Here is a 17,880-nt window from a genome sequence, read left to right as displayed (position 1 = left end):
TGCGCCTTCATTAAAAGTATATGAAAATAAATAAATATAATAGTCTGATTTTTGCAGTGTTATTCGGATTCGGATTAACTGGGCAGGCACAATCAAAACAATGGACATTGGAAGAGTGTGTGAGATATGCACTCGAAAATAATATCACGGTAAAACTATCTGAATTAGATGTAAAAAATGCTGAGATCGATAAAAGAGGAGCTTTAGGAAATTATCTTCCATCTGTAAATGGAACCGCTTCTCACTCTTGGAATATCGGTTTGAACCAGGATGTTACAACAGGTATTTTACGTAATCAAACTACACAATATTCTTCAGTTGGGATAAACGCAGGAGTTGACATCTACAAAGGTCTGCAGAATCAAAATACAATGAGAAGGGCAAAATTAAGTATTATTGCCTCACATTATCAGCTGTTAAAAATGCAGGAAGATATTTCGTTGAATGTCGCTAGTGCCTTTTTGCAGATTTTATCTAATAAAGAAGATTTAAAGGTTAAAAAAGAGCAATTGTTAATTGACGAAAAACGATATGCTCGTTCTGAAGAAATGGTAAATGCAGGAACTATTCCACGTGGAGATTTGTTCGATTTGAAAGCTACTGTTGCAACAGACAAACAAAACATTGCGGTTTCTGAAAATAATTTACTGATTTCTAAATTGAGTTTAGCACAGCTTTTACAATTAAAAGAGTTTGCAGATTTTGATGTAGTTGACGATACTAATGTAGCGGATGAAAATAATATCCTAGCTCAGACTCCAATTGAAATTTACAATAAAGCGAAAGAAACTAGAACAGAGTTAAAATTAGCACAGACCAATTTGGAGATTGCCGAAAAAAATGTTGCTATAGCCAAAGGAGCTTATCAGCCAACACTTTCTGGTTTCTATGGGTTTAATACCAGAGCAAGTTATAGTGATCAAGTTAGGTTAGATGCAAGCGGTAATCCATATACTGTAGGTCCAGATCCTATATTCCAGCAGTTTAGCGATAATAAAGGACATAATTTTGGTTTGCAGTTAAATGTTCCTATTTTCAATGGATTCTCAGTTAAGAATAATGTAGAGCGTAATAAAGTAAGTTTAGAAAAATCTAAAATAGATTTAGAGCAAAAAAGTTTAGATTTGCAGCGTAACGTTTACACCGCTTTTACAGATGCAAGAGGAGCTTTAAATACGTACGAATCTTCTACTGTAACTTTAGAGGCAAGACAGCAGGCTTACAATTATGCAAAAGAAAAATATGATGTTGGTTTAATGAATTCATTTGATTTCACTCAAGCTCAAACATTATTGACTAATGCACAGTCTGATGTTATCAGAACAAAATACGATTACATGTTTAAAATTAAAATATTAGAGTTTTATTTCGGAATTCCAATTGTTCCAATTATTACAAAATAATTCATTATGTCAAAAAAAACTGTTTATTTCTTATTAGGTGGTGCAATAGTTATTATTGCAGCTTTGGTCGGTCTTTCTAAGGCTGGAGTAATAGGAAATAAGGACGAAGGAAAAGAAGTAGAAATTGCAAAAGTAACCGCTTCAACAATTGTAGAAACTGTTTCGGCAACAGGTAAAATTCAGCCTGAAATTGAAGTTAAAATTGCTTCGATGGTGTCAGGCGAGATTATCTCATTAAATGTAAAAGAAGGGCAAGTGGTGAAAAAAGGAGATTTATTAGTAAAAATAAATCCCGATTTGTACACCTCAGGATTAGAAAGATCTGTTGCAAATTTAGCTGGAACAAAAGCAAGTCTAACTCAGTCTGACGCAAGTTTTAAAGAGGCAAAAGCAAATTATGAGCGTAATAAAATATTGTATGATAAAGGTGTAATCTCAAAATCAGATTGGGATAAAGCCATTTCTACTTTTGAAGTTGCTAAAGCAACAAAACAAAGTGCTTATTATAATGTGCAGAGTGCTTCGGCATCTGTTACTGAAGCTCGAGATAATTTAGGCCGTACCACAATTTATTCTCCTGCAGATGGAACCATTTCGGTATTAAATGTAGAATTGGGAGAAAGAGTTTTAGGAACACAGCAAATGGCCGGAACGGAGCTTTTACGTGTGGCAAACCTAAACAATATGGAGGTTGAAGTAGATGTGAATGAAAATGACATCGTAAAGATTAAAATTGGAGACGAAGCAAATGTTGAAGTTGATGCTTATTTAAAAAAGAAATTTAAGGGCGTTGTAACCAGTATTTCTAATTCTGCAAGCACAACATTAACTTCAGATCAGGTAACAAATTTTAAAGTTAAAGTTCGTATCCTAAAAGATTCTTATCAGGATTTGTTAGAAGGAAAGCCAAGTACATATTCTCCTTTTAGACCTGGAATGACGGCTACGGTTGACATTATTACAACAACAAAAACAAATGTTTTGGCAGTGCCAATTAGTTCTGTTGTAGTAAAGTCGGATACTACCGCCGTAAAAGATTTTAAGGTTGAAGATCCAAACGAAGATAAAAAAGCAGCTCCAAAAAGCGATAAAAAATTCGAATGTGTTTTTGTGAAAGTTGGAGATAAGGCCAAGATTAGAGTTATTAAAACTGGAATTCAGGATGATACTAATATTGAAGTAATGTCTGGTCTTAAACCAGGGGATGTCGTAATTACAGGGCCTTACACAACAGTTTCTAAAGATCTTAATTCTGGAGACAAGGTAAAGCTTAAGAAAGCTGAAGCTCCAAAAAAATAACAATATAAGCATATTGTCAGGCTGAGCGAATTCGAAGTTGCAACTTCGCTCAGCCTGGCATCAATAATTAATTTAAAACTACATATTTTGTCTTTTATTCTCAATATCGAAACGGCTACTAAAAATTGTTCTGTATCTATTGCAAAAGATGGTGAAACAATTGTTTGCAATGAATTGGCAGATGAAGGCTATTCGCATGCCGAAAAACTGCATGTTTTTATAGAAGAAGTAATTGCAAAAGCAGGAATTTCGGCACAGGATTTAAATGCTGTTGCGGTTAGCCAAGGTCCAGGATCTTATACAGGTTTAAGAATTGGAGTTTCGGCAGCAAAAGGGTTGTGTTATGCTTTAAATATTCCGTTAATTGCTGTAGACACTTTAAAAACTCTAGCTTCTCAGGCGGGAGTTACAGACGGAAAAATTGTACCTATGTTAGATGCGCGCCGAATGGAAGTTTACAGCGCTATTTTTAACTCAGATTTGACAGTCGAAAGAGCTATTCAAGCTGAAATTATTGACGAAAATTCATTTCAAGAATATACAGAGAAACTTTACTTTGTTGGCGATTGTGCTGATAAATGTAAATCTGTTTTGACTAAAGACAATTTTGTGTTTTTAGATAACATAAAATATCCTTCAGCGCAAGCAATGAGTAAAATCAGTTTTGATAAGTATCAAAAAAGCGACACTGTAGATGTCGCTTATTTTGAACCTTATTATTTAAAAGATTTTATGATTGCTCCTCCAAAGAAACAAGAATAAGAATTTAACTCATGTTTAAATTTAATCTGTTTGCATCTGCTTTAATCTTTTTAAATCTGCGTGAAAAAAAATCTGCGTAAAAAGTATTTCACGCAGATTTGATAAGATTTTAGCAGATTAAATTAGATTTTGCTCGTAGCGCAAAATTATTTTATTCTTTGCCCCACGAGTAAACATATTATTTCTGTATTGTGTACGGCTGAATTGCAATTCCTGCCTCATCCAAAGCTATTTTACAATTCTCTAGAGTTTCAGAAAAAACAGCTCCATAATTGGCATTTTTAGCCCAAGGGCGAACTGCAAAATCCACCGAACTTGCAGATAAATTTTTTACAAAAACTTCTGGAGCAGGATTTTTAAGAACCTTTGGGTTTTTAAGCAAGACATCTAAGAGAACTTCTTTTGCTTTTTTAATATCAGAGTCGTAGGAAACTGAAAATGTCAAGTCGGCTTTTCTTTCCCCCTTCATGGAATAATTAATGATATTTCCGTTAGACAAAGCCCCATTGGGAACAAAAACAGTCTGATTGTTTCCAGTAATCATTTTTGTTACAAAAATTTGAATTTCTTCAACCGTAGCAACAATGCCTTGTGCTTCTATCGTATCTCCAACTTTAAATGGTTTAAAAACAATAATAAGCATTCCGCCAGCAAAATTAGAAAGTGATCCTTGTAATGATAAGCCAACCGCAAGTCCCATTGCTCCTAAGATGGCAACAAATGAAGAAGTTTCAATTCCTAATTTAGAAATAAAGGTTACAAATAATAAAATTCTTAATGCCCATAATAAAATGTCAGTTAAGAATTTTGTTAATGTTGGATCGAGATTTCGCTGAATCATTATTTTTCTAATAATTCGATTAATCAATCTGATGGCATATAAACCAACAAATAAGATTAAAAATGCAGAAATCAGTTTTGGTGAATAATCGACTAAAATATCAATAAATCGAGCAACGTATTTACTGACTTGTTCTGGGCTAATGTTCATGATTTTGAAATAAAAAAACCTTCTCAAAAGAGAAGGTATATTAGTAGTGCAAATATAAAAATATTTACATTATCAGAAAAGTAAGTTTAGGCCTTGTCGGCTGCTTCATCGGCGATTTCTTCTACTTCTGAAGCCGATTTTTCGCTTACATCAACAACAGTTTCATAAATAGTTTCTGGCGTCTCGCTTACTGTTGCAGAAGTTGTTTTTTCTTTAACAGAATCGACTACATCATTTACTACTTTAGCGGCTTTATCGGCATATTCGCTTACGGTATCTTTTGCTTTTTCAGCATACTCGGCTGCGTTGTCAATAATAGGTTCCGAAACTTCTTTTACTTTTTCAATTGCTTCTTCTGCAAAAGCTTCCGCTTTCTCGATGTATGGCGCAGCAGCTTCTTTTGCCTGCTCAAAAGTACTTTCGGCATTGTTTGCCAATTCAGTTACAGACTCTTTGGTTGAGCCAAATAGATTTTTAAAAAATGAAGATAATCCCATGGTTGTTAATTAATTGGTTAAGATTACAATATTAATTAATTTTATAGAATTACTCGTTTTTTAAATGGTAAATAATTGGTAACTAGTGGTTAATAATAAAAAAAGCGCCTCAATGAGACGCTTTGTATAATAATTTAGTCAAACTATGCATTTGATGCCTCTACTTTTATAGCGTCATCATTCAACATGCTTTTCAGCATATTTTCGATACCGCTTTTTAAAGTAAATGTAGATGAAGGGCAACCGCTGCAAGCACCTTGCAATAATACTTTTACTGTTTTATCATCTTCATTATAAGATTCAAAAGCAATGTTTCCACCATCAGCAGCTACAGCTGGTTTTACATATTCTTCTAAGATATTGATGATTTGCTGTGAAGTAACATCCAATTTATCAAAAGCTTCATCTTTTGTTGCTTCATTTTTGACTTTAGTTTCGATTAAACTTTCGTCTAAAACAGTTCCTCCATTTTCAATAAATTGTTTAATGAAAGTTCTTAATTCTAAAGTTATTTCATCCCAATTATTGATTTCATATTTTGTTACCGAAATATAATTTTCGTCAATAAAAATTTCTTTCACATAAGGAAATTTAAATAATTCCTGAGCTAATGGAGAAGAAGCAGTCTGGTCAATATTTTTATATTCTACAGCATTGCGAGTTAACATTCTGCTTACAACAAATTTTAATGCAGAAGGGTTTGGAGTTGTTTCTCCGTAAACTGTAATAGGCTGTTTTTTTGCTTTTGTTTCGTCAATTTTAATGATAACTCCACCTTTGTCAACAAAAGCACTAATTTGCTCTGCAACCGCGTCTTTTACATCGTCCCAATCTACAATGCTATATCTTTCGATAGCGATAAAATTTCCTGAGATATAAACTGTTTTAACAAATGGTAAATAGAATAATTGCTGTGCTAGAGGAGAAGCTTGCGCTTCATCAATATTTTTGAACTCAAAGTTTTGATTTTGAGTAATGAAATCATCAAATTCGAACTTTAAAATAGTTGGATTTTGAGTTTCTTTTATAGTGATTTTAGTCATGGTAATATATTTTTTGCAAATTTACTAAAGTTATTTTCTACTAATGGCTATATTTGATTTTTTAATGAAATAATTAAGACTCTTTTCAAATAAATCGTGTTAAATTGCAAGAGTGAAAATTATATGAAAACAAAATTGTCTTTATGGAATTTAAAATCAAGGTTTTATTAATTTTTCTTATTACTACTTTTTATTCCTACTCTCAAGAGGGACTACCAGTTTATTCTGATTATTTGTCTGATAATTATTACTTAATTCACCCTTCTATGGCTGGCGCGGCTAACTGTGCCAAAATAAGATTAACGGCCAGAAAGCAATGGTTTGGAGAAGAAGATGCTCCATCTTTACAGACTCTAAGTTTTAACGGAAGAGTTGGAGAACGTTCTGGAGCTGGTATAATTCTTTTTAATGATAAAAACGGATATCATTCTCAAAAAGGTGTGAAATTGACTTACGCGCACCATATTATGTTTTCAAGAGATGAATTAGATTTGAATCAGTTGTCTTTTGGAATTAGCGGAGGTTTAATACAAAGCCAATTGGACGAAACTAAATTTGGCGGAACTTTTGATCCAATTGTTTTTGGGTCAATTCAGAAAGACTCTTATTTCAATCTTGATGTTGGAGCGTCTTATAATTATTTAGATTTCTATGCCCACGCAACAGTTCAAGGATTGTTAGAAACTAGAAGAGAATTATATACTGATTATGAATCGGATAATCTTAGAAAGTTTTTATTGAGTGCTGGTTATGTTTTTGGGAAAAATAGCAGTTGGACTTGGGAGCCTTCTATTCTTTTTCAGCTATTTGATCAGACAAAAGCAAAAACGCTTGATTTGAATATGAAAGCCTACAAAAGCATGGATTTTGGAAGTCTATGGGCGGCTTTATCTTATAGAAGAGGTTTTGATGGCGCTCAATATATTTCGGGAACTGGAGTATCCTCTCAAAAATTACAATACTTTACACCGATTGTTGGTGTTAATTTCAAGAACTTTATGTTTGCTTACACCTATACTCAGTTAATGGGAGATGTTAAGTTTGATACAGGCGGTTTTCATCAAATTACTTTAGGAATTAATTTATTCTGCAGAAAAGCACGTTACGACTGTAATTGTCCTGCGGTGAACTAAAATTATTATTATGCTTATTAAATCTGTAAACGGAAAATCACCTCTTATTCCAGAGGATTGTTATGTTGCCGAAAACGCGACTATTGTAGGAGATGTTACTTTTGGAGAATCTTGTAGCGTTTGGTTTAATGCTGTTGTGAGAGGAGATGTTCATTTCATTAAAATCGGAAACAAGGTTAACATTCAGGATGGTGCCGTAATTCACTGCACGTATCAAAAACACCCAACAATTATTGGGAATAACGTTTCAATTGGGCATAATGCAATTGTGCACGGCTGTACTATTCATGATAATGTTTTAATCGGAATGGGAGCAATTGTAATGGATAACTGTGTGGTAGAAAGCAATGCTATCGTTGCTGCTGGCGCCGTTGTAACTCAGAATACTGTTGTAACTTCTGGAAGTATTTATGCTGGAGTTCCTGCCAAAAAAGTGAAAGACATTGATCAATCTGATTTTGCAGGCGAAATAGGGCGTATTTCAAACAATTATGTGATGTATTCTAGTTGGTTTAAAGAAGAAAAATAAAAATAATAAAATCCCAAAATAGAAATTCCAAATTCCAAAAAGATCAGATCCTTGGAATTTGGAATTTTTTATTATTGGAATTTCAGAAATTTATAGATTGATTTTTTCGAAGAAAGTATTTTTGTAGCTTTCGCTGATTGGAATTCTTTTATCGCTAATTAAAACCTTGTTTTTCTGAATCGATTTTACGTGTTTGATATTGATAATATACGATCTATGAATTCTTGCAAAACCTTTGCTTGAAAGTAGATTTTCAAGTTTGATCAAACTAATTAATGTCAGTGTAAATTTATTATCTGTTGTATAAATTTTGACATAATCTTTTAGGCCTTCAATAAAAAGAATGTCAGCAAAATTCAATTTTACATTTTCATATTCAGCCCTAACAAACATAAAATCCTGCTCAATTTCGGGTGCATTATTGTTTTCTGCAATTGCAGTATTGGCGACAGGTTGCAAGACTTGTTGTGCTCTTACGACTGCTTTCAAAAATCGATGAAACGGAATTGGCTTCACTAAATAATCGACAGCACCTAAATTAAAACCTTCTACAGCATAATCAGAATAAGCAGTTGTAAAAATAACAAGAGGTTTTTTTTCAATTGTATTTAAAAAATCAATTCCAGAAAAATGAGGCATCTGTATGTCTAGAAAAATTAAATCAATATTATTCTGGTTGATAAATGAAACAGCATCAATAGCATTATTGAAAGTGCTTACCAGCTCTAGAGCATCTACTTTTTTGACAAAATCCTGCAATAAGTCTACAGCTAAAGGTTCGTCATCAATAATTACACATTTCATCTTTTTCGGGATTAATTTTTTAAAGTTTATTTCGCAGTCAAAAGTAGTTTGAAACCAGTAAATTAAGTTTTAAAATTTTCATAAAATACTGGTTTTTACAAATCAAAATTATGCGTTAACAGTTATAGTCTTAGTCAATGTGAAACCATCTGTCAAATTACCCGTTATGGTAGCTAGCTCGTCGGATAAGCTATCAGCAAAAACATTGTCTTTTGTATTTGCAGTATCTGCTTGCCCGTGTGCGGCATAATTTGTGCTTGAATATACTTCACTTGAAATGGTTTCAGGAAAAGCAATCTGCGTTACCAATAAAGAAGTTCCAGTGCTTGATAGAACTTCTACGTGCACGTGAGGAGCCCTTCCTTGGTACCAACCAGGATAAATTGAAATAAAAGAAACTTCTCCGCTAGCATTAGAAGTTTGCCTTCCTCTAAGGAAATGAACAGAAGTATAATCTGTCTGCTGCATTTGCGTGCCGCCGTATTCGGAATAATTTCCGTCTTTGTCGCAATGCCAAACATCTACTAAAGCTCCCGAAAGAGGTTCGCAATTGTTGCTTTTATTTTCGATTTTTAAATTAATCAATAGCGCAATTCCAACACGATCAGATTTGATGTTTTCTAAAACTAGCTGACTTGGCGTTTTGATAGGGAACGGACCTTTTGTTTCTGAAGGAGAAACGGTACAGCTTCCGTCTCCAGAATTGCTCGTGTCAGTTTCGTCATTGTCGCTTTTAGAACAAGATTCTAAAAATTTTGAAGCTGTTGCCAATGATGCAATGCCCAAAATACCATTTCGGATAAATTTCTTTCTGTCCATAATCAGTTTTCTTTAATGTATTGCAGTTTTAATTTCGTCCAACTTTAAATTCAAATGAACTCGGTAATATTCATTATCCTGAGTAATGGTTAGTTCGTGTGCGTTAGGATATAAAAGATCAAGACGGCTTTGAATATTTACTAATCCAATTCCTGAATTTTCAGGATCTTTTACGTAATTCTCAATGGTGTTTTCAATCCAAAAATCCAGATTATGATCTGTAATTAGAATCTTAATTTTTACATGAGCCGCACCTTTATAATCTGTTCCATACTTAAAGGCGTTTTCGACAAAAGATATTAGTAACAAAGGCTCGATAAATTTATTTTTAGTATCGCCATGTACGTTGATAACAATGTCTTCGATATTATTTAATCGCAGTTTTTGTAACTCTATGTAATTCTGGATATAATTGACTTCTTTTTCTAAAGCCACCGTTTTGTTATCTGTCTCATACAGCATGTAGCGCATCAGTTCAGATAAGGTCACGATGGCATCAGGGACCAAATCAGATTTTTTGTGTGCCAAAGAATAAATACTGTTTAAAGAATTGAATAAAAAATGCGGATTGGTTTGTTTGCGCAGATAAATCAATTCTGTATTTGTTCTATGTGTTTCGGCAATCAGTTTATTTTGCTGATTATTATAAAACTCAGTTAATGTTCTAATAATTGCTGAAATGGTAATGATCAGGATGTAGAAAAATGAAGGAGCAATCTTAAAAAAAAACGGCTGTCTCATTTCTACTCTGTGATGTATTCTGCCGTCTCTCGGAAAAAAATGAGGGTCACGAATAGCGGTTTTAGCATACATTGCATTTTCAGGTCTTAAGTGTCTAAATTCAGGAACAAAATAATTAAATCTTATTACCATAAATAGTACAATCAGGCCAATAGCAAATATACCATACAGCCAATATTTTTTTTGCAACAGATAATTGGGAACCAAATAAAAATAGTTCAGATAAAACAATAAAATTCCAGAAAACCATTGGGCGTAAAAATCGCTGTCGAGTTTAAATGGACTTTCGTAAAATTGAATCAAAGAAGTTAAAATAAAGAAAATCCATATCATAGAATGGAATAATATTTTGTTATAGCCTGTATTTTTAATGGTATCGATCTGCATTTACAATTTTATTTTTAATAAAATTAATTCATTTTTAGTTACCGTTGGAGATAAGTTTTGTTGGAGCTTCTGCTTAACAAGATCTGCAACTTTTAGAGCATCTGTTTCTGTTTCAAAACTTTTAGTGTCGCTTATTACGGGAATAACAGACTGTTTAATTAAAACTTTTTCCTTGTAGGCAATGGTGTATCCCCAACCGGAGTTTGTTTTAAAAGAAGCTGTTGTTAAAGTTTCTTTTTTCGCACAAGCGATGAAAAATAGAATAGCAAAAACTACAAAACTCTTCTGGATGTTACTCCAGAAGAATTGTTTAATATTAATTATCATCGTCGCTTTGTTCGTCTAATGGGCTAAACTCCCATGCATCATCAAAATAAGTAGAACCAACTCTTCCTAACATATAGAATCCACGGTTGTTGATGGCAAAACCAACAGCATCTGTTCTTGTAGCGCCTTCCATTGGAGTTCTTTCTGTCCATAAATCAGTTGATGGATTGTACTCCCAAACTGTTTTTATGTTTTCACCACCTATAATGTATCCTAATCCATTCATAGAAAAGCTTGAAGCATTAGAACGTACAATAGCATAATCATCATTGTAGCTGTAATCGTCATCTGTATCTTTGTCAACGTCTCTTTTTCTGGTCCACACATCTGTCGCTGGATCAAATTCCCAGAAATCCTCTTGATAAACCCCATTATTTACACCAGTAACTAAATATGCTTTGTCTGCAATTGTAAAGACCGTTGCATTTCGTCTTTTGTTACCGCTAAAACCATTTACCAGAGTCCACGTATTTGCCTGATCATCGTACTGATAGAAATCTTTCAAATAGTTTCCGTCGTAACCTGTTCCAAAATAGGCTTTACCGCCAACTTGAAAACCTACGGCGGCATAACGCGCTGTTCCTGCAAAATCTGTTTTTTGTGTCCAGCTATTTGCAGAAGGATCATATTGGTAAAAGTCTTTCAGTTTGTTCGTTCCATCATAACCAAGACCAACATAACCTTTTTCATTTAATGCAAAACTAGACGCAGAACTTCTTCCTACGCCTCCAAAATCTGCTTTTTGCTCCCAGTAATCTCCGTTTGAGTTATAAACCCATAAATCTTTTAAATAAACATCGCCAGTATAGCCGCCAACTACATAAGCATAATCTCCGATAACGAAACTTGTTGCACTAGATCTTGCAGGACCGTCAAAAGCTGATTTTTTAATCCAGTTACCCATCAAATCATCATCATCATTATCATTGCTGCAGCTTATCAAAAAGAGGCTTGAAAAAAGCGCGGTGAATAAAATTCCTTTTTTTAGATTAATCATAGTGTATTTAATATTTATTGTTTGTATTTGATCCCTATTCCTAAAACGTAACCATTTCCGCTATTGTAGTCATATACTTTATGGTCACTTTTATCTAGTAAATTGTATTTTTTATTGAAATCGTAACCAGTTTTAAAATTTAAAAACCAATTGCCAGTAACATTTCTTTCATATTCTAGAGCCGATGTCATTTGCGATAAAACTGCTTTTTCGGCATTGTTGTCTGTGTTTGTTTCGTTCAAATGATAAAAATTTCCATTAAAACTATTCGTCATACTGAATTGGTTTCGATCATTATTAGAATAAGAAATTCTCGAATCTGGGAATCCAATTTTAAAATCGGTTTGCTCATTCATTTTATAATCAAAAACCACAATCGGTGTTATTTTTGGCGCTCCAAAAATCGATGTTCTGCCAGCTCCGACAATTAAATTTATTTTTGAAGTCAACTGCTGGCTTATTGTCAAACTTCCTAGAACTGTCAGGTCCGAAAAATCAAGTTTGCTCTGGAAATTTGCTGTCGGAATAATAGAAAACTGCCATTTAGTTTTTTCTGTTATTTTAGACGAATATTCGAATTTGTTTTGAACTTGATTGAATTTATCCTCATCCGCATAAAAATTATAGGGATTGAATTCGTAATTCACCTTCAAATTAGAATATTCTAACGTGTTCGTTATTTTGCTTTTTGTTCCTAGTTTCTTCTGATAAAAAATGGCAACATCTGTTTCGCTAAAATTTATCTTTTCTGTTGGCTCCGTTTTAAAATTTATCGTAGCGCCAAAGTTTTCCTGAGCTTTTAAACCTAAAAACGAAATCAAAAAAAGAGAACAAACTAAAAACCTTACTTTCATTATTTATTTTATTGGTTCAAAATTAGATGGATGACGCCCTTAAAAAAAAGAAGATATATATATGACGTGTTTTGATAGACAAAATCGTTGTTTTTAAGGCCGAATTAGAATTTGAGAATAGAATTCAGATTATAGATCGTTTTGTACAATTTGTAGCTTAAAAAAGCGCGATAGTATATGTTATAGTGTGTTGCCAAAGTGCACAATTTATATTTGCCCAAAAATTAAATTATGCACAAGTTTATATTGATACTGCTTTTTGTATTTACCCTATTTTCATGTGGTACAGATACAGATACTGGAGAATTTACTGTTGGTTCAGATTATCTGGCTTTAAGCAATAAAGTAATTATGATAGATACTGTGACAGTAGAAATGTCAACTATTAATTTTGACTCGCTGGTAACTTCGGCTAAAAACAGAATATTGGTTGGGAATTATGATGATCCTATTTTTGGGAAAGTCAAATCAAACAGCTATTTTCAGGTTTCAAGCAATATTTATACCTTAAACAGTGCAGGCTCTGATACTGATGCTGTAAATTATGTTTTCGATTCTATTTCGATGATTCTTAAATACGATAAGTATTATTATGGAGATACTACAAAAGTTCAAACATTTGATATTCATCGTTTGCTTCAAAAAATTAAGGCCAATACTGGCGAGAGTGATTTATACAACAATTCGGCATTTAATTATAGTTCTGAAAGCTTGGGAAAGATATCCTTTATGCCAAGACCAACACAAAAGGACTCTATAAATATTAAAATGAATGATGAGTTTGGAGAAGCTCTCTTTCAGAAAGTAAAAAAGAAAGAAGTTACAGATTTAGATAGTTTTACCGAATATTTAAAAGGACTTGTTTTGGTTCCAGACACATCCAATTCTTCTAGTGTAATCGGATTTAGTGGGGGAAATAGTAAAATTCGATTGTATTATTCAAAATATAAAGGAGATGCAGATCAAGCCTCTTATTATCTCGATTTTACAATTATTGACAATACAAAACAGTTCAATTCTATTTCTCTGGATAAAACGGGAACCATACTGCAAAACCTTCCGGTTTCAAGCAGTAATCTCTCCAGTAAGTTAACCAATAATCAAGGATTTATTCAGTCAGGAACAGGAGTTGCTTGTAGGGTTGAATTTCCGAATATTAAGCAGTTTAAAAATATCTCGACCAACGGAGCTATTGTAAATGCCGAATTGTTCGTTAAGCCCATCAATAATTCTTATTCAGATAAATATCCGTTGGCAGATTCTTTGGCGGTTTATGTTGGAGATAATCTGAATCGAATAAGCGGGACATTGGTAAATTCTGCTGGAACCACTGTCTATGGAATATTGAATAAAAAGAGTGACGAGTTTAATGAAAATTTAGGTTACACCATTCCGATTGGCGCTTTTCTTCAAAAAGAAATGCTCAAGCAAGCCGATTCTAGATCATCACTTATTCTGACATTACCTTCGATTTCTAAATCGGTTAATCGAATTGTATTAGGAAATCAAAAACATGTCGACAACAAACTTCAGCTCAAAATTTATTACATCTCTTACTAAATGAAAAATAAAATTGTTTTATGGAGTTGCTTCCTTTTAATGTCGCTGACTTCGTTTTCTCAAAGCATCTCAAGTTCTCCCTATTCACTTTATGGTGTTGGAAGCTTGTATGAATCAGATTTTGGTAATCTGCCTTCCATTGGTGGTTCTGGAATTGCTTTGCCTTCAGATACTTTTATCAATAATCTAAATCCGGCATCATTAGGATTTATGTATCAGAGTCACTTTCTTTTTGATATTGGAGGAAAAGCTATTGCGACAACTTATCAGAGCAGTACTCGTACAGAAAAGCGAAATAATTTTCAATTTTCTCATTTGGCTTTTGCTTTTCCAGTCACTAAAAATTCTGGTTTTAGTTTAGCACTTCGTCCTTATTCTAGTTCGGTGTTTAAGATTTCAAATTTAAAACTTCCCATTTCCGATAGTCAGGAATATTATTATGTGACAGCACAGGGATCTGGAGGTTTAAACAATTTGGATTTTTCGTACGGATATAGATTTGGAAAAAAATTAACCTTGGGAGCAACAGGAACGTTTCTTTTTGGAAACACAGTAGACGATCGTGCTTTTTTGATTTCGAATGCCATTACAACCATACATAAAAAAACAGATTATAATGGCGTACGCGCAACATTAGGGGGGCAATTCAAAATAGATTCTACTTTTACGATCGGTACAACAGTTAAAGTTCCGTCAAGAATAAAAGCGTCCAAAGTGCAGTCGGTAGCAAGTATTGCAGATGAAGTAGAGACTGCTGTAGAGACCAATGTAGCTACAGATACAGACGATTATTACATGCCTTTAGAGCTAGGTTTTGGAGTCAGTAAACGATTTAAAAATAATTTGAATCTAACTTTAGATTATGAGAAAAGTTTCTGGGATAGCACAAAGCAATCTGAACTTTATGGAGAATTTGTAAATCAAGATCGTTTTGCACTAGGGATTTCCTATAATGCTAAAAAGAATATTAGGAAATATTGGGATAGAGTAGGGTATTCTGCAGGTGTAAATTTTGACAATGGCTATCTTGAAGTTGATAAACATCGTGTCAATAATGCATCTGTTTCTATTGGATTAAACTTGCCAATCGAAAATACATTTTCGTCACTTAACATTTCGTATTCTTATGGGCAGAAAGGCCGAATTGCAAATGATTTAATAAAAGAAAATTACCATAAAATATCAATCAATTTGTCGTTGGACGGAATTTGGTTCGTCAAGCGAAAGTTTGAATAATGATTTAAAAGTCTTTTTTGATTACAGGATATTTATGTTCTAAAATTGACTCCAAAACTTTTGGGTTTGAGTTGACATAAAATATAGGATCATGATCTGCACTTTCAGAAAAACCAACTTTATCACGCAGCAGATTTTTAGTCTGACGCGCAACAGCTTCTCCTGAATCTATTATTTTAATATGATCTGGGAGAATTTTTTTTATCTGAGGAATTAGATAAGGGTAATGGCTGCATCCTAAAACCAAATAATCAATATTAGCTTCAATCATAGGTTGCAGATATGATTCTAATAACTGAGTCATTTCTGGCGAGTACAAATTGCCATCTTCAATTAGCTGTACAAGTCCGTGTCCTACTTGCTCAATAATTTTAGTGTTTTGAAACATCTCAGCAGTTTTATTAAACAATTCGCTGTTGAGCGTTCCTTTTGTAGCTAGAATTCCGATTACCTGTGTTTGAGAATTGTTTGCGGCAGGTTTAATGGCAGGCTCAATTCCGACAAACGGAACATCATAATCTGCACGAAGTTCAAATATCGCATTTGTAGTCGCAGTATTACACGCTACAACAATTAGTTTACAATTATTCTCTAATAGAAATTCTACGTTTTTTTTGCTTAATGCAACAATCTCTTCTTTGGTTCTTTGCCCGTAAGGAGCATTTTTACTGTCAGCCAAATAAATGGTTTTTTCGTTCGGAAGAAGATCATGAATAGCGCTCCAAATGGAAGTTCCACCAATACCAGAATCAAAAACGCCTATAGGATTATTGTTTGTCATAAAGCAAATTTAATGTTTTTTAAGATAATTCGTTATTCTAAGTTAAGTCAAATCTTGAAATAATTTCAAAGATTGCTTTTAATTTTTTGTAAAAAAAAACTGCTCAATCGTGTAATTGAGCAGTTTAATTATAGAGATTTAATTTCTTAGAATCCTAAATCTTTTTTAACGTCAGCAGTGATGTTTGGACCATCAGCTAATAATAAAGTAGAACCGTCTAAAACATATTGGAAACCTTTAGCTTTTCCTACTTTTTGAATAGAAGTTCTAACTTTTTCCATTAATGGTTTTACGATGTCAGTTTCTTTTTGTTGTAATTCTTTTTGAGCATTGTCTCTGTAATCAACAATTCTCTTTTGCATATCTTGAACCTCTTTAGAACGCTCACCGTTTACAGCATCAGTTACAGTTGCAGCTTCAGCTTCGTACTTTTTGATTTTTACTTGATATTCGTCAACCATTTTTTTGTATTCAGCATCATATGTACCACTTAATTTTTGCAGTTGATTTTGAGCATCTAGCATAGCAGGCATTTTCGACATGATCTCGCTTACATCAACATGAGCTACCTTCGCTTGTGCGTTCATTGTGTTACTTGCTCCTAAAATAAGAATTGCAGCAATTAGTAAAGTTTTGATTTGTTTCATCATTTTTAAAATATTAATTAATTATTGGTCGTATTTGTTTTTTGCGATTCGGCTTCTTTTGCTTTTTTAGCCGCTTCTCTTTCTTCTAAAATTTTCTTTCTTCTTTCTTCCAATTCTTTTTTACGTTGTTCGTAAAGTAATTGTCTTTCTTCTGCTTTTGTCATTCCAGACTGTTCAGCTGAAGGTATTTCTCCGTTGGCTGCAGGCGTTGCTGTTTTTGCAGTCGAGTTTGTATTAGCAGCACCACTCGTTGCAGCAGGAACGGCTGTTGTTGTAGCTGTTCCAGAAACCGTGCCATTTTTTTTCGCGTCTCTCTCTTCTTGCAACGCTTTTCTTCTATCTTCGTATTCTTTTCTCTTAGCTTCTTGCTCTAGTTTTCTATCTTGAATAAGCTTTTCTCTAGCAGCTCTTTTCTCGTCAAGTGCTTTTTGACGGTCAGCCATTGCTGGATTTTCGTCAATTGCATTCTCAAGATTTTCTTTAACTTCTTGCTCTTTCAATTGTTTCTTTGTTAGCTGCTCACGTTTTTCGGTACGGTTTAAGATTCTTAAAACCTGATCGCTAATATCAAATCTTTTATTGCTAAAAAGCATGGTAAGATCTGATGATTTGTCAAAAACAAAATCGTAATTTTTTGCTTCTGCGATATCTTGCACAGCAGTAAAAACCTGATCCTGTATTGGCTTTGCTAAAGCCGCTTTTTGTCTCATTAGATTTCCATCAGAACCAAATTGTTTCTGCTGATAATCCATCATTTCTTGTTCAAGAAACTTAATTTCGGTTTCTCTTTCTTCTATTAATTCTTTTGTAAGTAAAGCTTTTTCTGTCTTTAAGCCTTCCTTCAAATTATTTATATTTAATTTTTTGGCCTCTACCTCTTGTTTCCACTTTTGAGCTTTTTGCTCTAATTGTGATTTAGCTTCTTTATAATCGGAAACATTTTCTAAAATATATTCCATGTCGATGTAGCCAATTCGAGTAGTCTTACCTTGTGCCTGACTTGTATTTGCTACAATCAAGGCTAAAAATATAAATAAAAATTGTTTTCTCATAACATAACTTTATTTGAT

Annotated in this window: 19 protein-coding genes; 7 read left to right on the top strand and 12 right to left on the bottom strand. The window is 33.4% G+C overall.

The window, feature by feature from the left end; all coding sequences use genetic code 11:
* Window positions 1–20 precede the first annotated feature (20 nt).
* From NCC77_RS01815 to tsaB, 3 genes are all read left to right on the top strand, one after another.
* Window positions 21–1,403, top strand: coding sequence for a TolC family protein (locus NCC77_RS01815; protein WP_250834118.1), 1,383 nt, complete (start codon window positions 21–23; stop codon window positions 1,401–1,403).
* Between the two features lie 6 nt (window positions 1,404–1,409).
* On the top strand, window positions 1,410–2,702 hold the full coding sequence (locus tag NCC77_RS01810) for an efflux RND transporter periplasmic adaptor subunit (RefSeq protein WP_250834117.1): 1,293 nt from the start codon (window positions 1,410–1,412) through the stop codon (window positions 2,700–2,702).
* Window positions 2,703–2,789: 87 nt separating this feature from the next.
* A complete protein-coding gene (tsaB, locus tag NCC77_RS01805; RefSeq protein WP_250834116.1) occupies window positions 2,790–3,464 on the top strand; it encodes a tRNA (adenosine(37)-N6)-threonylcarbamoyltransferase complex dimerization subunit type 1 TsaB in 675 nt (224 codons plus the stop codon).
* 178 nt (window positions 3,465–3,642) lie between these two features.
* On the opposite strand, the gene NCC77_RS01800 is transcribed toward tsaB, so the two are convergent.
* From NCC77_RS01800 to NCC77_RS01790, 3 genes are all read right to left on the bottom strand, one after another.
* Window positions 3,643–4,455 (bottom strand): mechanosensitive ion channel family protein, encoded by an 813-nt coding sequence (locus NCC77_RS01800; protein WP_250834115.1) that lies wholly within the window; start codon window positions 4,453–4,455, stop codon window positions 3,643–3,645.
* Between the two features lie 86 nt (window positions 4,456–4,541).
* A complete protein-coding gene (locus NCC77_RS01795) occupies window positions 4,542–4,952 on the bottom strand; it encodes a YtxH domain-containing protein (RefSeq protein WP_250834114.1) in 411 nt (136 codons plus the stop codon).
* A 143-nt stretch (window positions 4,953–5,095) separates the two neighbouring features.
* Window positions 5,096–5,995: a NifU family protein gene (locus NCC77_RS01790; RefSeq protein ID WP_250834113.1), complete on the bottom strand. Its 900-nt coding sequence runs from the start codon at window positions 5,993–5,995 to the stop codon at window positions 5,096–5,098.
* 143 nt (window positions 5,996–6,138) lie between these two features.
* Here NCC77_RS01790 and NCC77_RS01785 point away from each other — a divergent pair, with 143 nt between their 5' ends.
* Both NCC77_RS01785 and NCC77_RS01780 read left to right on the top strand, forming a co-directional pair.
* Window positions 6,139–7,128, top strand: a complete 990-nt coding sequence (locus NCC77_RS01785; RefSeq protein ID WP_250834112.1) for a PorP/SprF family type IX secretion system membrane protein — start codon at window positions 6,139–6,141, stop codon at window positions 7,126–7,128.
* Window positions 7,129–7,138: 10 nt separating this feature from the next.
* Window positions 7,139–7,657, top strand: coding sequence for a gamma carbonic anhydrase family protein (locus NCC77_RS01780; RefSeq protein ID WP_095927892.1), 519 nt, complete (start codon window positions 7,139–7,141; stop codon window positions 7,655–7,657).
* 90 nt (window positions 7,658–7,747) lie between these two features.
* Here NCC77_RS01780 and NCC77_RS01775 read toward each other — a convergent pair whose 3' ends face one another.
* The 6 genes from NCC77_RS01775 to NCC77_RS01750 all read right to left on the bottom strand — a co-directional run bounded on the left by NCC77_RS01775 (window position 7,748) and on the right by NCC77_RS01750 (window position 12,586).
* Complete coding sequence (locus NCC77_RS01775; RefSeq protein ID WP_250834111.1) at window positions 7,748–8,461, bottom strand: LytR/AlgR family response regulator transcription factor; 714 nt, start codon at window positions 8,459–8,461, stop codon at window positions 7,748–7,750.
* Between the two features lie 108 nt (window positions 8,462–8,569).
* Window positions 8,570–9,280 carry a dioxygenase family protein gene (locus NCC77_RS01770; RefSeq protein WP_250834110.1) on the bottom strand — a complete coding sequence of 237 codons (711 nt, stop codon included), beginning with the start codon at window positions 9,278–9,280 and terminating at the stop codon, window positions 8,570–8,572.
* A 12-nt stretch (window positions 9,281–9,292) separates the two neighbouring features.
* Entirely contained in the window at window positions 9,293–10,408 is a 1,116-nt protein-coding gene (locus NCC77_RS01765; RefSeq protein WP_250834109.1) for a sensor histidine kinase, read from the bottom strand.
* Window positions 10,409–10,735, bottom strand: a complete 327-nt coding sequence (locus NCC77_RS01760; protein ID WP_250834108.1) for a DUF4907 domain-containing protein — start codon at window positions 10,733–10,735, stop codon at window positions 10,409–10,411.
* Window positions 10,725–11,732: a Kelch repeat-containing protein gene (locus NCC77_RS01755; protein WP_095927887.1), complete on the bottom strand. Its 1,008-nt coding sequence runs from the start codon at window positions 11,730–11,732 to the stop codon at window positions 10,725–10,727. Before NCC77_RS01755 ends, NCC77_RS01760 begins: the two co-directional genes overlap by 11 nt.
* Before the next feature lie 14 nt (window positions 11,733–11,746).
* Window positions 11,747–12,586: a DUF6268 family outer membrane beta-barrel protein gene (locus tag NCC77_RS01750; RefSeq protein ID WP_250834107.1), complete on the bottom strand. Its 840-nt coding sequence runs from the start codon at window positions 12,584–12,586 to the stop codon at window positions 11,747–11,749.
* 231 nt (window positions 12,587–12,817) lie between these two features.
* On the opposite strand from NCC77_RS01750, the gene NCC77_RS01745 reads away from it, so the two are divergent.
* Complete coding sequence (locus NCC77_RS01745; RefSeq protein ID WP_250834106.1) at window positions 12,818–14,146, top strand: DUF4270 family protein; 1,329 nt, start codon at window positions 12,818–12,820, stop codon at window positions 14,144–14,146.
* A complete protein-coding gene (gene bamG, locus NCC77_RS01740; RefSeq protein ID WP_250834105.1) occupies window positions 14,147–15,382 on the top strand; it encodes a BamG family beta-barrel-assembly machinery protein in 1,236 nt (411 codons plus the stop codon).
* A 4-nt stretch (window positions 15,383–15,386) separates the two neighbouring features.
* On the opposite strand, the gene murI is transcribed toward bamG, so the two are convergent.
* The 3 genes from murI to NCC77_RS01725 all read right to left on the bottom strand — a co-directional run bounded on the left by murI (window position 15,387) and on the right by NCC77_RS01725 (window position 17,862).
* Complete coding sequence (gene murI, locus NCC77_RS01735; protein WP_250834104.1) at window positions 15,387–16,163, bottom strand: glutamate racemase; 777 nt, start codon at window positions 16,161–16,163, stop codon at window positions 15,387–15,389.
* A gap of 146 nt (window positions 16,164–16,309) precedes the next feature.
* Window positions 16,310–16,813 (bottom strand): OmpH/Skp family outer membrane protein, encoded by a 504-nt coding sequence (locus NCC77_RS01730; RefSeq protein ID WP_172426837.1) that lies wholly within the window; start codon window positions 16,811–16,813, stop codon window positions 16,310–16,312.
* A gap of 14 nt (window positions 16,814–16,827) precedes the next feature.
* Complete coding sequence (locus NCC77_RS01725) at window positions 16,828–17,862, bottom strand: OmpH family outer membrane protein (protein WP_250834103.1); 1,035 nt, start codon at window positions 17,860–17,862, stop codon at window positions 16,828–16,830.
* Window positions 17,863–17,880: the final 18 nt, after the last annotated feature.

This window comes from Flavobacterium tyrosinilyticum, from assembly GCF_023656565.1.
Taxonomy (GTDB): Bacteria; Bacteroidota; Bacteroidia; order Flavobacteriales; family Flavobacteriaceae; genus Flavobacterium; species Flavobacterium tyrosinilyticum.
The sequence above is the reverse complement of the archived record's forward strand: the minus strand, read 5'-3'. Positions and strand labels throughout refer to the sequence as shown.

Excerpts from the sequence above, each read along its gene's own strand:
- NCC77_RS01815 (WP_250834118.1), top strand. The coding sequence starts at position 21 with ATGAAAATAAATAAATATAATAGTCTGATTTTTGCAGTGTTATTCGGA.
- NCC77_RS01810 (WP_250834117.1), top strand. The coding sequence starts at position 1,410 with ATGTCAAAAAAAACTGTTTATTTCTTATTAGGTGGTGCAATAGTTATT.
- NCC77_RS01800 (WP_250834115.1), bottom strand. The coding sequence starts at position 4,455 with ATGAACATTAGCCCAGAACAAGTCAGTAAATACGTTGCTCGATTTATT.
- NCC77_RS01795 (WP_250834114.1), bottom strand. The coding sequence starts at position 4,952 with ATGGGATTATCTTCATTTTTTAAAAATCTATTTGGCTCAACCAAAGAG.
- NCC77_RS01790 (WP_250834113.1), bottom strand. The coding sequence starts at position 5,995 with ATGACTAAAATCACTATAAAAGAAACTCAAAATCCAACTATTTTAAAG.
- NCC77_RS01785 (WP_250834112.1), top strand. The coding sequence starts at position 6,139 with ATGGAATTTAAAATCAAGGTTTTATTAATTTTTCTTATTACTACTTTT.
- NCC77_RS01780 (WP_095927892.1), top strand. The coding sequence starts at position 7,139 with ATGCTTATTAAATCTGTAAACGGAAAATCACCTCTTATTCCAGAGGAT.
- NCC77_RS01775 (WP_250834111.1), bottom strand. The coding sequence starts at position 8,461 with ATGAAATGTGTAATTATTGATGACGAACCTTTAGCTGTAGACTTATTG.
- NCC77_RS01770 (WP_250834110.1), bottom strand. The coding sequence starts at position 9,280 with ATGGACAGAAAGAAATTTATCCGAAATGGTATTTTGGGCATTGCATCA.
- NCC77_RS01765 (WP_250834109.1), bottom strand. The coding sequence starts at position 10,408 with ATGCAGATCGATACCATTAAAAATACAGGCTATAACAAAATATTATTC.
- NCC77_RS01760 (WP_250834108.1), bottom strand. The coding sequence starts at position 10,735 with ATGATAATTAATATTAAACAATTCTTCTGGAGTAACATCCAGAAGAGT.
- NCC77_RS01755 (WP_095927887.1), bottom strand. The coding sequence starts at position 11,732 with ATGATTAATCTAAAAAAAGGAATTTTATTCACCGCGCTTTTTTCAAGC.
- NCC77_RS01750 (WP_250834107.1), bottom strand. The coding sequence starts at position 12,586 with ATGAAAGTAAGGTTTTTAGTTTGTTCTCTTTTTTTGATTTCGTTTTTA.
- NCC77_RS01745 (WP_250834106.1), top strand. The coding sequence starts at position 12,818 with ATGCACAAGTTTATATTGATACTGCTTTTTGTATTTACCCTATTTTCA.
- bamG (WP_250834105.1), top strand. The coding sequence starts at position 14,147 with ATGAAAAATAAAATTGTTTTATGGAGTTGCTTCCTTTTAATGTCGCTG.
- murI (WP_250834104.1), bottom strand. The coding sequence starts at position 16,163 with ATGACAAACAATAATCCTATAGGCGTTTTTGATTCTGGTATTGGTGGA.
- NCC77_RS01730 (WP_172426837.1), bottom strand. The coding sequence starts at position 16,813 with ATGATGAAACAAATCAAAACTTTACTAATTGCTGCAATTCTTATTTTA.
- NCC77_RS01725 (WP_250834103.1), bottom strand. The coding sequence starts at position 17,862 with ATGAGAAAACAATTTTTATTTATATTTTTAGCCTTGATTGTAGCAAAT.